Annotated in this window: 10 protein-coding genes; 2 read left to right on the plus strand and 8 right to left on the minus strand. The window is 41.1% G+C overall.

Features of this window, described 5'->3' with window-relative positions; translation table 11 throughout:
- Positions 1–5: 5 nt before the first annotated feature.
- Complete coding sequence (locus OQX61_RS15735; protein WP_265842743.1) at positions 6–914, minus strand: diacylglycerol kinase family protein; 909 nt, start codon at positions 912–914, stop codon at positions 6–8.
- Between the two features lie 232 nt (positions 915–1,146).
- Between OQX61_RS15735 and metK the strand changes: the two genes are divergently transcribed.
- Positions 1,147–2,397: a methionine adenosyltransferase gene (gene metK / locus OQX61_RS15740; protein WP_265842744.1), complete on the plus strand. Its 1,251-nt coding sequence runs from the start codon at positions 1,147–1,149 to the stop codon at positions 2,395–2,397.
- Positions 2,398–2,468: 71 nt separating this feature from the next.
- Here the strand turns inward: metK and OQX61_RS15745 are convergent, their stop codons facing one another.
- Entirely contained in the window at positions 2,469–2,999 is a 531-nt protein-coding gene (locus tag OQX61_RS15745; protein ID WP_265842745.1) for a biopolymer transporter ExbD, read from the minus strand.
- 106 nt (positions 3,000–3,105) lie between these two features.
- On the opposite strand from OQX61_RS15745, the gene OQX61_RS15750 reads away from it, so the two are divergent.
- Positions 3,106–3,453 carry a hypothetical protein gene (locus OQX61_RS15750; protein ID WP_265842746.1) on the plus strand — a complete coding sequence of 116 codons (348 nt, stop codon included), beginning with the start codon at positions 3,106–3,108 and terminating at the stop codon, positions 3,451–3,453.
- 182 nt (positions 3,454–3,635) lie between these two features.
- Here the strand turns inward: OQX61_RS15750 and OQX61_RS15755 are convergent, their stop codons facing one another.
- From OQX61_RS15755 to OQX61_RS15780, 6 genes are all read right to left on the minus strand, one after another.
- A complete protein-coding gene (locus tag OQX61_RS15755) occupies positions 3,636–6,155 on the minus strand; it encodes a beta-N-acetylglucosaminidase domain-containing protein (protein ID WP_265842748.1) in 2,520 nt (839 codons plus the stop codon).
- Positions 6,156–6,247: 92 nt separating this feature from the next.
- Complete coding sequence (locus tag OQX61_RS15760; RefSeq protein WP_265842749.1) at positions 6,248–7,117, minus strand: discoidin domain-containing protein; 870 nt, start codon at positions 7,115–7,117, stop codon at positions 6,248–6,250.
- Positions 7,118–7,154: 37 nt separating this feature from the next.
- Positions 7,155–8,918, minus strand: coding sequence for a LamG-like jellyroll fold domain-containing protein (locus tag OQX61_RS15765; protein WP_265842750.1), 1,764 nt, complete (start codon positions 8,916–8,918; stop codon positions 7,155–7,157).
- A 23-nt stretch (positions 8,919–8,941) separates the two neighbouring features.
- Positions 8,942–10,882, minus strand: coding sequence for a M60 family metallopeptidase (locus OQX61_RS15770; RefSeq protein WP_265842751.1), 1,941 nt, complete (start codon positions 10,880–10,882; stop codon positions 8,942–8,944).
- A 7-nt stretch (positions 10,883–10,889) separates the two neighbouring features.
- Positions 10,890–12,623 carry a LamG-like jellyroll fold domain-containing protein gene (locus OQX61_RS15775; protein WP_265842752.1) on the minus strand — a complete coding sequence of 578 codons (1,734 nt, stop codon included), beginning with the start codon at positions 12,621–12,623 and terminating at the stop codon, positions 10,890–10,892.
- A gap of 28 nt (positions 12,624–12,651) precedes the next feature.
- On the minus strand, positions 12,652–14,268 hold the full coding sequence (locus OQX61_RS15780; protein ID WP_265842753.1) for a DUF5008 domain-containing protein: 1,617 nt from the start codon (positions 14,266–14,268) through the stop codon (positions 12,652–12,654).
- Positions 14,269–14,310: the final 42 nt, after the last annotated feature.

Here is a 14,310-nt window from a genome sequence, read left to right on the forward strand (position 1 = left end):
TTAATTTATGAATTGGGAAGCTTTGCTGCTTCATAATCCGGTGTAATGATATTTAAAGATAAGGGCGCCATAGAAATGTTCAGCTCTTTCCCCATAAAATAAGGTTCACCGTCAATGTGAATGGCATCATTTGCAGCTCTGACAATCCGGATATCCTTTCCCTGAATGATTTCCACCATTGTTGTGTGATCTGCTGTACCACTCAACATGTGGTAAGCCAATACCGGAATCTTGAAAAGTGGAAACTTCTTGATGATACACACATCCAGTAAGCCATCCGTGATGGAAGCCTTAGGAGAAATATGTGCATTGTTACCGTATTGAGAGGAATTTGCCACACTAACCACAAAGGCCGTACGCACATATTCTTTACCATCTATATAAATATGGTAGGTCTGAGGTTTATAATTCAGCATTTCCTTCAGACCAAGTTTCAGGTACCCGGACAGTCCCCTCGACTTATTTCCGGCAAACACTGAACTGATATGCGCATCAAAACCCATACCGGCCATGTTAAAAAAACACTTGTCGTTAAACCTGCCTGTATCAATTACCCTTACCTTGAAATCATTGATCACCTTAATGGCCTGAACCGTATTCATCGGGATTTTCAAAAACCTCGACAAGCCGTTTCCAGATCCAAAGGGAAGAATCCCCAGGATCTTATTTTGCTGCATCACCTTCGTTCCGATCTCATTGATTGTTCCATCCCCACCCACGGCTACAATCACATCGAAATTCTTACTGGCCGCTTCTTCAGCAATTTCTGAGGCATGGCCAACATATTCCGTAAAACTGTAATTCGCGTTAAACCTGGAACGGTCCAAATGCGCATCGATCAACGCTGGAATTTTCAGCTTGTCCTTTCCTCCCGAAATCGGGTTGATAATAAATAAAATATTCGATTTTGACAAAACAGTGGTTTAAATACGGTACAAAATAATTGATATTTTTTGACTATTTGAATATATATAGTAATTTTGCAACATTAAAGTGGACTGATTTGCGATGCTATCATCAAAAATAGCGGGATTGCAACCACGTAAAAAAAAGTGCTAACCTTATCATACACTTGAATTTACTGCCTGTATTGCAGGATCAGAGGCCATTTTACATAATTGTTTATTACAAAATTAATTATTTAAGATGTCATATTTATTTACATCAGAATCTGTTTCCGAAGGTCATCCTGATAAAATCGCAGATCAAATCTCCGACGCACTAATTGATAATTTCCTGGCTTTTGACGCAGATTCAAAGGTTGCATGTGAAACGCTTGTTACCACCGGTCAGGTAATTCTTGCTGGTGAGGTTAAGTCTAAGACTTATCTTGACGTTCAGCAGATTGCCCGTGATGTCATCAAGAAAATTGGTTATACTAAAAGTGAGTACATGTTTGAGGCCAACTCATGTGGAATTCTTTCTGCAATTCATGAACAATCACAAGACATCAACCAAGGTGTAGATAGAAGCAGCAAAGAAGAACAAGGTGCAGGTGATCAGGGTATGATGTTCGGTTATGCAACCAACGAAACTGAAGATTACATGCCTTTAGCGCTGGACCTTTCTCATAAACTATTACAGGAACTTGCTGAGCTAAGACGCGAAAATAATGAAATCACTTATTTACGCCCTGATGCAAAATCTCAGGTAACCCTTGAATATAATGACAATAACAAACCAGTTCGTATTGATGCCATCGTAATTTCAACTCAACATGACGATTTCGACGAAGAAGCAACCATGCTGGCTAAAATCAAATCTGACCTGGTTTCGATCTTAATTCCAAGAATTATTGCTAAATACCCTCAATACGCACATTTATTTAATGACGCTATTGAATACCATATCAACCCAACCGGTAAATTCGTAATTGGTGGTCCACATGGTGATACTGGCTTAACAGGCCGTAAAATCATTGTAGATACTTACGGTGGTAAAGGTGCTCACGGTGGTGGTGCTTTCTCTGGAAAAGACCCAAGTAAAGTAGATAGAAGTGCAGCTTATGCGACACGTCATATTGCTAAAAACCTGGTAGCTGCCGGTGTTGCAGAAGAAATCCTTGTTCAGGTAAGTTATGCCATTGGTGTAGCAAAGCCGATGGGAATTTACATCAACACTTACGGTACAAGTAAAGTAACTAAAACTGACGGTGAGATTGCTTCAATTGTAGAAGGCTTATTCGACATGCGCCCTTACTTTATTGAGCAACGCCTGAAATTAAGAAACCCTATTTATAGCGAAACTGCTGCTTACGGCCACATGGGTCGTAAAAATGAAACCGTTACTAAAACTTTCAAAACTCCTTATGGAGAAGAAAAAACAGTAACTGTTGAATTGTTTACCTGGGAGAAACTAGATTTCGTAGATCAGGTGAAAGCTGCTTTCTCTTTGTAGAACGATAAAAATCAGCATAAAAAAAGGCGCTATCCCATCCGGATAGTGCCTTTTTTTTCGATCAGCCTATCTTACAACAAGCCCAGACTTTTCAGGGAGGCCAGTTCTGGTTCCAGCAAAGAATCATCATCCACCAAAAAAGATTTTACTGCGGCAATATTCATCTCATCCAGAGCATCCACAAAATTCTTATAGCTGGATGCGGCTGTTGGCTTGATGATGACCACCATAAACTTAGCCGGATCATTGCTATGGATTTCCGCGATGGCCTTCTTATTCTCCGCCAACACCTGATTTATCCCTTCAAAATTGCTTTGCACTGCGGTTGATTTCCCCGGCTCTCCGCGGTACCAAACCACCTGATTTTCCTTTCCAAGGATTAATGTAACCGTTCTTGAAGCCGGATACGGCTGATCAGGAATGTCAATAACCGGCTTCGCCAGATCCATTGCCAGGGGTCTGGACAAAGAGGTAGTCAGCATAAAAAAGGTAATCAACAGAAAGGCCAGATCAACCATTGCAGTCAGATCTACAGCGGGAACAGCTTTGCGGCTCCTGGCGTTTCCGGGCCGGCCATTTTGGGAGAGGTTTAAGGTTGCCATATGGAATAGTTTTTTTTATTAAGGATGACAAAGCCTCCCCGATTGCATAAAGAGAAAACCATTTTGGCAAAAAAATGTTAATTACTACAAACAACCAACAATCATTATGGAACAGCCCGCAGAAATGAATACCCTTAGCCAGATCCTGGAGAAATTAAGATTAAAAGGACTGGACAATGAAGTAAAGATGACAGACCATGGTAAAATGCAAGGTGTAGGCCTAAATAAAATATATAACCCGGAAGATTTAACCATCATAAAAACCTATCGCTTTGAAGGTGATTCTGATCCCGCGGATAACTCAGTGCTTTATATCCTGGAAGATAAAGACGGTCAGATTGGATATATATTAGATGCTTATGGTATGTACAGCTCCCAGGAAGGCGCTGGATTTGATGACTTTTTAAAGAAGATACCTACTGCAGACAGGGATCTTCAGGAACTTTTCACCTAGAAAAGATCTTTTATAGCAACAAGACCCGGTTTAATCACCAGGTCTTGTTTATTTATACTTTTTTATCCATTACACTTATCCACAGTACGATTAACCCATCGATAATCGCTAAAACCAATATTGCCCATTCATATAGTTGCATATATTTAACGTTTTAATAAGTAATAAAAAATAACCCTTCGCTATTTAGCTATTTCATAAATGCGCAGCGGTTCTACGGCATCAGTTTTAAAATACAAGGTTTCCACCTTCTTCAACGCAGACTTTTCGATTTTGATATAATCAGCGTTCCCCTGGTACAAAATTACTTCCTTACCCTGCTTATCCTTAGAAAATAAGGTGGCAGATTGTCCCTTAAGTCTTAACAACAGCTTTAAATCAGCTTGCTGAATCGCTTTTGGCAGATGTACCAGCCTCGGTTCATTTTTAGAAAAAGTGCTATATGTTGCCAGATTACCATCCAATACATAAACCCCGTTGTCTGCTTCATTTTTGGTTTTCACTTCCAATTTAAACAATTTAAGGTATAGATGCTGTGCTTTTTCAGACTTGTTTATAAAACGGATGTATTGACCTGTGCCGGCATTGAAATTAGTCGCCATACCTTTCCCCTTTTTCTCTTCCACAGGCAGAGTAATCCAGTTTATAGCATCAACAGAACTTTCAAAAACACCCCAGCTGGCAAGCGTAGCAGATTCCAGATTAAACTGTAAAGCAACAGGCATTAAGTTAGGATGCAGGCGCAGGCCAAAATAATCACCGGTCTTCAGCGGAACAGTCTCCAATGCCGGTGTAATTGCCACAGACTGGTTGCCAATCTGCAATGGCTGAGATTTCAGCTTCGCATTATTGGTATAAAGTACCGTTTGATCCTGAGCATTCATGGCCAGCCCCGAACCGCCAGATCCAATTCCCGATGTCATTTGCTGTCCGATAGTAAATAAAACCTCCTTTACAAAAGGGACCATTACTAAAGATCCGGTTTTAACCCCTGGCTGATATGGGTTCAGATTCATTCTTTTATCCAGGTCGTCCATTTGCTCCAGGAACTGCTCCGTTGCCAGATACTGAGCCCATGCCGCAGCATATGATTTATTGTTCCATGCTTCTGCTAATCCCATTGCCGCAACACCAGCTTTCCCAAGTAAGTCGAACTGTGCCAACCATGGTGCAATCTGCTCCAAAAGCCTTTTGTTCTGACTTTTTATTGGAATTTCTTTCGCCGCAGCAATCATTCCTTCAAATTCTGTTTTAAGGCGTTGCGCATCCTTAACCGAATAACCACCAGCCTTTAATGATTTTAGGAAAGCTACCGTATAAGGTTGCATTTCCACAGATTCCGTTCTTCTGTAACGGTGGCCATTTGGTCCCGGATCACTGTTATGCGAGTTGAACAGCTGAAAAGCTTCCGCAGCTTCCGGCATAATATAACGGTGAGAAGCCACCCATGCTTCTTCCGGCTGATAACTCTTCATATTCCAGGAATACAAGGACACCCCAAATATAGCCGTTTTAGAAGGCTCGGCTTTATCCATCGGATTAGATACAAAACCCGACATGTCATTTTGCGCATCGATGTCAATTCCATAAGAAGGACCCATTAATAAATGGTCGCGGACATAATCACTTACCGGAAAGTTCCACCAGACAAAAGCCGGACGACGGATGCGTTTATTAACCCATTCCAAACCTTCCTTCGTAATGTCGGCAACCACCGTATTTCCGGTCCACATGATGTGAACCGCCGGATCTAACTTCTCGCCCAGAATATCCAGATAAGTACCTGGTTTTGGATCAGACCAGCCTTTATTATATTCCGTAGGACACATGATCAAGGGCGTCACATCTTTTTTCTTATTCACAAACTGGTACTGAATGTAATTCAATAAACCGGCTTGTTTGACGGCATCGGTACCTACACCGGAGATATCATCAAAGAAAACCGCAAAAGAGCGGACCCCAAGACCATACATCATCTCGAACTTTTTAAGCACGGCAGTACTGTCTTCCAGGTTCCATTTAATATCTTTTCCAGGGTGGATGGCCCAGACAAAGTCCACATAATTCTTTTTAGCTTCCTTTACCAGCAATTTTATTTGCGCCTCCTCCTTTTCCGGATAATGTAACCTCCAGTTAGGGGAAGAATGGTAAGGATCATCTTTAGGACCATAGATATAAGTATTCAATTTCAGCTTTCCATAAAAACGCAATTGTTCTATACGGTCCTCTTGTGTCCATGGTTCTCCATAAAACCCCTCTACCGTACCACGGAAAGGAACATCCGGATAATCGCTCACCTTTACAAAAGGAATCGTCTGTTTCCCCTTTACCAATTGAATTAAAGTCTGTGCGGCATAAAAAGCAGCCCTGTCGTCCGCAGCGATAATCTTAATACCTTCTTTATTGATGAATAGTTGATAAGCCCCGGAGCGCTGATCCGCTGATTTGCTTTTTATTACCCTTAAAGGCAATGCCTTTTTGGTTCCATCCAGCTTCAGCACCGTAGCTAAAAGGCTTTGTAATTCCGGATTTACCGACCCTGGCTTCACATAAAAAGCCTGTTCCAGCGGGATCGATCCTTGCTCCATCAGCAATTGATGAGGTTTAGGATAAACCGTTACCGGCATTTCCTGGGCCATAGCCACATTCGTGAGTACACATAAAACAAGGGGGATCAGTCGTCTTTTAAAGTTTAGCATCATATTCTATTGTTTCTTTCTTAACTAAAGGGTATCTATTATAAAAATGGGGCCCTGGACAGATCCAGAGCCCCACAATAATAGGATTAATAAAACTATTTCCTCGAGTAGGCTTCAAAATTCCCCAGACAAGGGTATGGTGACCCTACTCTTAGCGTGATCTTTACATAACGAATTGCTACCGGAGTAACTACCGGAAAAATCTGTTCCGTCTTTAGTGCTGAATTAAAAGCTAATGAGCCATCACCAATTTCATTAAATTTCACACCATCTTCACTCCCTTCCAGAATGAAATTCGTGAATCCCTGACTTGCATCCGTATGGGCATTCAATCCAACTTTAGTGATTTTTGCAGCTGTTTTCATGTCTACAATTAACCAGTGCGGGTAAACGTACATTGGTTCGGCGTTATAATCTGACTGCCAAAATGAAGGCTTACCTGGAGAAGTAAGGCTTATTCTGGTTACCTCATCCACAATGTTTTCCGCACCATTAAACTCATTATCTTTATCATTGATTTCACTGGATGCCGTAGCTGTCCAACCAGTCTTCGTTAGTTTTACCTCCGGTTTTAAAACAGGCATTATCCCAATTAACCTGGTTTCCAACAACGTTCCATTTGTATTGGTAACCGTGATGGTGAAACTAGTCTGTCCAGAAATAGGGAGTATAAATGTCCCCGTTGCTTCCTGGCTATTTTTAACGGAATGCTCCATTCTCTTTCCTTCCTGACTGTACTTTATCAGAATATCTACCGCTTTCTTTGATTCATTACTCCAGTCAAATTTTGCGCCATCCATTACCGGAGAAACTGTTAAGGTATTGGCTACTTTAATATAATTGGGATCTTCCGAAAGCTCTACCGTAGGCGGAATCACTTCCACTACAGGAGCTACCGAACTTTTCTTACAAGAGATTGCCGCAACAGCAAAAACCATAAATAGGTACAGACATTTTCTTTTCATTGTTTTCTGTTTTTTTTAATATCTACTGCCTAAAAAATTATTGTTTGATGAATTCAATTTCATATTTATTTAACCATACCGTACCATCAAGATTCCAGGATGTTTTAGTTGGCACTCTTAACCAATAAAACATTTGTGAGGTGATATCGACATTCTGAAGCAATACCATATTCGGGTCTTCAGGACCGTACCCTGTTGCAGGATTACTTGCTAAAAGGTCCCAGGTATAGTTCCCTGTAATTGTGAAGTTAGGACGGTTAGCCACTTTGTTCTTAATGATATTTGTAGACCCGTCATTTCCTGGCCAATGACTAATTAAGCTGGCATAATTAGCATCCGTAGCAGGAACATCCGTTTGTATGACACCTGCTTTAATAGCATCATCAGACAACACCTTATTCCAGATCTTCACATCCGACATATACATATTAATATGCCCATCTGCGCTAAACACTGATGGCTGATAGCCCATCACCAATGGAGAGGGAGAAGTAACCATGGAAGTTGAAGGAAGTGTCATTTCAGTCGTTGCTTTGAAGCCATCAACAAACATATTAACTTTATACACTGCACCATCCTTAGCAATCGTACCTGTAATCGTATGCCATTTGCCATCATTTCCAACGCCCCCTGCTAACGGTTGAACACCGGTAACGCCATTTGCTACATAAAAAGTAACGCCATTTCCATTTCTAAAGAACGACCAGCCCGGAGTACTACCAGTCCGGTTGTCGGTTTTACTTAAGAAAGGAGGAAATATGTAATTGTAGTTTCCTGTAAGGGGATTCAGATTAAATAAAACTTTCGCCTGAATGGTTATAGAACCATTACCAGGATTGTACAAGCCCGTAGGATCAGCTGCAGTAGCCCTAACCACCCTGCCAGCGGCAACTTCAACAGCATTATCTCCCTTACCCCAATACCTTACTGAGTAATAAGGATTCACCTTCATCTCTACAGGCTTAAAGTTTGGATTATAAAAAACACTAAAAATGTTCCTTTCTTTTAGCGAAGAACCGCCGTAAGATTTACCTTGCCCACCATGATTGGAGGATACCATTACCAACCAGTCTTCTTTGCTATAGTCCTTGCGTTTCTTTAAAGCCTCAAGGATTTCACCGATATAGCCATCTACCTTTACAATCGCATTCTTATATTCCGGAATGTCCGCTGAGAAACCAAAAGTAGTCCCGGCAGTAACCACATCCCTGAAATCTGCAATCACCACTCTTGAGTCTTCTGTTTGTAAAGCCTTCACTACAGAATCCTTAACCTGCTGGTCATTACTGGTTAAAATACGGTGTTCCGCATGAATTAAGTAATTATTTAAGGCCTGATTGGAGGTAGCTGTCAGTGTTTTAAACTCTGGTCTTACATCCAGCATCCGGGCAAGCGCTGTTGGATAATTAATAATCTGACTATGGTCATCAGCGCCGCTGCTTAGTAAATTAAACCCATCATCATTTACCCTGTGTTTCGAGGAAACAACACCAGTCATTAAACTGGCCCAGCTTGAACCATTATTGGTTCGCAAATCACTTACCGCATCAAAACTGTACTTACTGTTTTTCAGCATGGCCGCAATATTCACAGGGTTCACCTTTTTAACGTCCTCACCCACGGCACCGTCTATGGTAATGATCAATACCTTTCTTACCCCAAAACTTTCAGTCGCCCCCCCATATTCTTCGAATACGGGAGGGGGATTGTCATACTTTTTACAGGCGTTAAACAGGGTGGCAAATAGTGCTAATGCTGTACCCATCATCAGCATTGAACTTTTATTTTTATAATTCATCATGATTTTCAATGATTTAAGAGTCTTTATGGCTTAATTATATTTAACTCCGCAAGTGCAGCGTCCGCAGTGTTACTATGGTTATTTAAAATGACAATCTTGTAATACCTGGCTGTGGTGACCGCAGGGAAAATATAGTCAATTTTTGTAGCTGCCAGTTTTTGGAACTGTTTTGTACCTACCTTAACCCATGAGGCATCTGTTTTAGTATTGCTGGAATAAACTTCCACATCTTTAGGAATCTGATTTGCACTATTCCTGGTCACAAAGTAAAGTCCTTTTATAGGTGTTGCTGAGCCCAGATCCAATACCAGCGTATAAGGCATTTTACCTAGTGGAGTTCCCGCCCACTGTGAGTGCCAGAAAGTTGCATTATTACCATCAATCATTGCGTTTGCTCTTCCATTCACCGCTCCTTCTCCACTCAGCTCTTCAGAACTCGCTGTGATTTTCAACGGCACATAGGCTTCATCTCCTCCTGCTTTAGTCATTGGATTATAAGTCCATATTTTTTTAGTCAATAAAGGATATTTACTGGAAATCTTTGAGGTAGAAACAGTACTTACCTGAATTCCCCAGGCCTCAAAAAATGGAAGTAAATCTACCTTTGCATATTCAGAAAAACGTTCATAAACAAAATCCTTTTTATCCTGAGTCGTCGTCGCAAATCTGGAAGTATGTCTTGCTTCGGTATATAAATAGGTCATGGCATCATAGCCATATTTTTCAAAAATCTGTAAAAAAGGAATCATTCTTTTAAACGGGTCATTGATTGCTGCATCGCCATCAAAATTCTTTGACCCGGTAGGTCCTGCCGCATAAGCAAGTCCTGGTGCAACCCAGTCGTCACCATGTTGAATTGAGAAATTAGCCCCATTTCTTTTGGCCACCTTATAGTTGAAAAGGTTGTTTGTCGTTTCACCTAAAACTTCCCAGCTCCATATAGAAGGCATCTGACAGTTATGACCAAACTCATGATAAGTACCCCAGTTTGCGCCATTTTGCAATTGTTCCAGGCTAACCACACTATTGAACCATTCACTGTCCATCGTTGCGACTACAGGGAAGCCATTGTGTCCATAACCAACCGAAGGTTGAATGTCCAATACCTCACGCCAGGCAGACTGTGGGCTTCGGTCTCTGATATCAGTACTGTTATCTGATAGGCCCATCCATCCATTGAAATCCAACTCAAATTTCGCATTCCATTCTTTCATCAATGCGGTAGGGTTTACCAAAGGTTTGGAAGAATTAAAATTCTTAATTAAGAAATCTCTGGGAATCAGAAATATAACCCTGGAAGACCTCAATTCCAGCCATGGAACGGTAGAAGCTTTTACCTGAGCGATCCATTCCGCATCATTTGTTTTACCTAAAATAAAATCCGGAGCAACAACTGCGCCTGTAATGAGCAATTCTACCGGTTGTTCAATTGCAATATCGGCACGGATATAAACCGTTCCACCATATAAGTTACGAATGTAGTTCACACCAGGGAACAGTTGTTTGGCATTGGTGATTCTTGCGTCTCTTTGCAGAGGCTCCTTACCAGTAAGGTCATCAGTATGACCACCGATCTGAGCACTCAGTCCATTAATCCCGGCGGGTACAATGATCTTGATCAATTCCCCTGCCGGCGCATAATAACCGATACTAAATTGCGGCTCTGGTGCCACATTGATTCTTAAAAGCCTGGAGTTGGATGACGAGAAATTCAGATCCAGTATCACTTTCGCATTCTTTACACGTGGTTCTGAAGGCTCTACCATTCCCGGAAAAATCCTTGCTCTGGAGTACATACTGCGATCAATCTGCAGCATCATCGTATCCAGTGGCAATCCTCCGGCAACCACCTCTCCCGGCTTATTATAGCCATCTTCAAATTTATAACCATATTCCTTGCAGGAGATGAAACCCATCAAGACAAGAAGCATAAGCAGTTTGCTTAAAAAATTAGCGTTTTTCATATCACAATTAAGATTTAATGTCTGAATAGGTTGGATCCCAGGATTTTCCTCCAAGACCCCATGATGAAGGTACAGAGACGCCCATCCAATGATAGATCTCTATAGGAATATCTATATTGTTGGGTACCATTGTAAAAAATGAAGCATTAATATCCGGGCATAAAGCCGGACTAACCACACTAAAAGTTTCCCATGGCACGGTACCACCTAACCTGAAATCTACTCCTTTTCCAGTTGCTTCTTTCAGTACGTTTCCAAAACCGTCCTGCAATGGCCAGTAACCGATCAGGTTATTGTATTGCGGGTGATCTGCTTTAATGTCTGTTTTACAGCTATAAGCAGAAATCTCTGCTGCTGTTAAAGCCACATGGAAGATTTTTAACTCATTCATTAACACGGATGCATTCTGATTTCCATCATTACCGATATAACCTAGTCTTAATGGCGCAGTATTGTCCAGCGTATTTCCGTTCATAACCAACTCATTGTCGAGCTTGCCATCTGTATATCCTCTCACTTTTTTATTTGTACCATCAAATACAATGGTCAGTTTATGCCATTTTCCGTCATTAATTGCTCTACCTTTCATCTGACCAGACACATTCGTATTCAGCGTCCATGCCCCACCTTCTAAGAACATATTCCAGCCTTCACCACTAAATCCGATTGTTCTTTTAGAAAGGAAGGTCGGATAGATCTCACTGCTGGTATTGCTCTTTAATAAAATTTCAACGGTATAATTTCCAAAAATTCCGAAATTATAGCTCGTCGAATTTGGTATAGAAGCGACTGTTCTGGTACTGGAGGTATAATCAAAACGGATACTTGAACCAGAATAAGGAATCTTTTCGGAATCAGGTTTAGGTACGAACTGGCTATTAAACCTTGGGTTATAAAAAATCACAAAGTTATTTCTTAACCCATCTGCATAAGGGGTAACATCCGTACTATTAGGATCTGCTGCGATCGCACCACCCTTATTAGAGGCAATCACGACCAACCAGTTTTCAGTAGCGAAAGATTTTCTTTTTGCCAATGCATTCATCAGCTCACCGATATAAACATCCATTTTCAGCACCGCATTGATATAATCAGGAGTAGTCGATTCATAACCTGATGTTTTTCCTGTGGTTTCAACGCCATGAAATTGTGCCAGTACAAAGCCTGCATCTATTCTTTCCAGCTCTGCTTTTGCCGCAGTTTTCACAGCTACATCATCACCTTCAAAACTCTTATTTTCAGTAGCAGCTGTGGCAAGGTTGGCCCCAAATGCGCCAGATGCACTAAATGACGCAGTCCTAAGCTCTGGTAGCTGCTGTTTAAGTCTGGTAATGACCGTTGGGTATTGATTCAATTTATTCCCTGCGAAATCATCTGATACCACCCCATGCTGGCCACGCTTTACACCCGTTAACATATTGGTCCAGGCACCGGCGTTGGTTACGCCAGTACCGTCAATATCTGATAGACCATCATAAGCATAAATTGATTTTTTGATAATCTCTGAGATATTAGGCGCATTAATTTCTTTCAATGCGCGCCCTCTTAACCCATCAACGATAATATACAATACCTTACGTGTTTTAGAATTTACACCTAGTGTATCATTCTTCAGATTCTCCTTTAATTTATTCGGAAAATCTTTATTGCAGGAACCCATCATCAATAGCAGAATCATGGCTGCCGAACTCAGCATCCCGGTTAAGATTCCTTTATGCGTATATGTTTTTATTTTGTTCATCTTATTGCTCTTAATCATGAAAAAATTACTACTTCAGCTCGATACGAACGATATTTCCAACACTTTGGTTATCGAACTTGTAAATATTACCGACCATAATCACTGCAGGATTTCCCAGTGCGGAAGTCGTTTCTATCACTTTATAAATACTTCCTTCAAAAACTCCGGTATTGTTATAATTCGCAGCAAGACTTCCATCGCCGTTCAAGACCATGAATCCTTGTCTTACAATACCATTGTACTGTTTGAAACCTCCTGCAACCAGTATTTTACCACTATTCAATTGAATGGCATAGGTGGCAAAACCTCCTGTTAATGTTCCCATTTTGAAAGCAGGATCTATACTCCCGTCAGGTTTTAACATGGCCACACCATTTACCGGTACGCCATTATAATTTTTAAACAGACCCGAAATCATGATACTTCCGGTAGCTTTATTAACCACCAAAGAAACAATCTCCCCATCTGCGCCAGAACCTGATTTAAAAGTAGGATCGAAAGCACCCAGTGTATCTACACGAACAATGTTCTTCGCCGGACTTCCATTATAATTGGTAAATAATCCAATGCCTATAATTTTACCATCTCCCTGCATATACGCATCGTTAAGTAGACCATTTACGCCCGGATACCCCTTTTTATTGGCTTTATCAAAGTTATAAGCAGAGTCTAATGTGCCGTTAAGCTTCATTCTGACGAACGTATTCATGCTCGTGAAATCCAGGATCTTATTTAGTCTGGTAGAGCGTTCATAATAAGTACTTTTATAGCCTATCAACTGACCTGCCGCGATAATCCTGTTTTCTGTGGCGAATACCCTTTTTACCGAACCAAATAATCCACCATTAAAGGTAGGCACGGTATCTAATCCATTCTTTGGCACTAAAGGTGTTAAATTCATCAGGTTAACGATGGTAGAGTCAAGAGAACCATCTCCATTCAGGCGTGTGACTCCGGCTATTCCTAATCTCCTGTTATAAGTAGAAAGCGTCCCTCCGATCATAATTTTACCACTTTGTAATGGCAGAACTGAGCTGATCCCTCCATCGGTGCCTTTACCTGCCATAAGACCGGTAGTAAACTCTCCGTCTTTCGTTATTTTTACGATTCCATTAATAGGGGCTGAAGCCGCTTTTCCCTGATAATTGGTAAAGTATCCTACCAGGAGGTAGTTCCCATCTTGCAGGCTTACAATATCAGCAATCGTACCGTTTGACCCATTGTTTGCTTTGAATGTGGCATCCAAAGACACCTTTCCTTCAATGGTGAATTTAGGTCCAAAAAAAGTTTGTCCGTCTAAAACGATGGTTGTACCACCACTACTGGCATTCTCTGGAACCACAACATTCAGTGTACTGTCTGTAAGTCCGGTAATTTCGGTTTTGACCTCATTGATGAAAAACTCGAATTTCCCCTGATAAGCCAAGAGCCCTCTTACTTTAATTGTGGCCAGGTCTCCTGCAACACCAGATCCTGCAATATCTCCCGCGTCAGCAAAACTAACGCCTAATGGCAATTTTCCTCCACCATAAGGATCTTCTCCGATACCTTCTTTTTTCTTACAAGAAAAAGTAACGGCAGCCATGATCAACAACAACAGCGTCAACCGGGCTATTTTTACATGTTTTATATAGATTGAAATCATAAATTCTTTAATAAAATATAGTGATATAATTATTTCCGTTCT

This window comes from Pedobacter sp. PLR, from assembly GCF_026239675.1.
Classification (GTDB): domain Bacteria; phylum Bacteroidota; class Bacteroidia; order Sphingobacteriales; family Sphingobacteriaceae; genus Pedobacter.

Excerpts from the sequence above, each read along its gene's own strand:
- metK (WP_265842744.1), top strand. The coding sequence starts at position 1,147 with ATGTCATATTTATTTACATCAGAATCTGTTTCCGAAGGTCATCCTGAT.
- OQX61_RS15745 (WP_265842745.1), bottom strand. The coding sequence starts at position 2,999 with ATGGCAACCTTAAACCTCTCCCAAAATGGCCGGCCCGGAAACGCCAGG.
- OQX61_RS15750 (WP_265842746.1), top strand. The coding sequence starts at position 3,106 with ATGGAACAGCCCGCAGAAATGAATACCCTTAGCCAGATCCTGGAGAAA.
- OQX61_RS15755 (WP_265842748.1), bottom strand. The coding sequence starts at position 6,155 with ATGATGCTAAACTTTAAAAGACGACTGATCCCCCTTGTTTTATGTGTA.
- OQX61_RS15760 (WP_265842749.1), bottom strand. The coding sequence starts at position 7,117 with ATGAAAAGAAAATGTCTGTACCTATTTATGGTTTTTGCTGTTGCGGCA.
- OQX61_RS15765 (WP_265842750.1), bottom strand. The coding sequence starts at position 8,918 with ATGATGAATTATAAAAATAAAAGTTCAATGCTGATGATGGGTACAGCA.
- OQX61_RS15770 (WP_265842751.1), bottom strand. The coding sequence starts at position 10,882 with ATGAAAAACGCTAATTTTTTAAGCAAACTGCTTATGCTTCTTGTCTTG.
- OQX61_RS15775 (WP_265842752.1), bottom strand. The coding sequence starts at position 12,623 with ATGAACAAAATAAAAACATATACGCATAAAGGAATCTTAACCGGGATG.
- OQX61_RS15780 (WP_265842753.1), bottom strand. The coding sequence starts at position 14,268 with ATGATTTCAATCTATATAAAACATGTAAAAATAGCCCGGTTGACGCTG.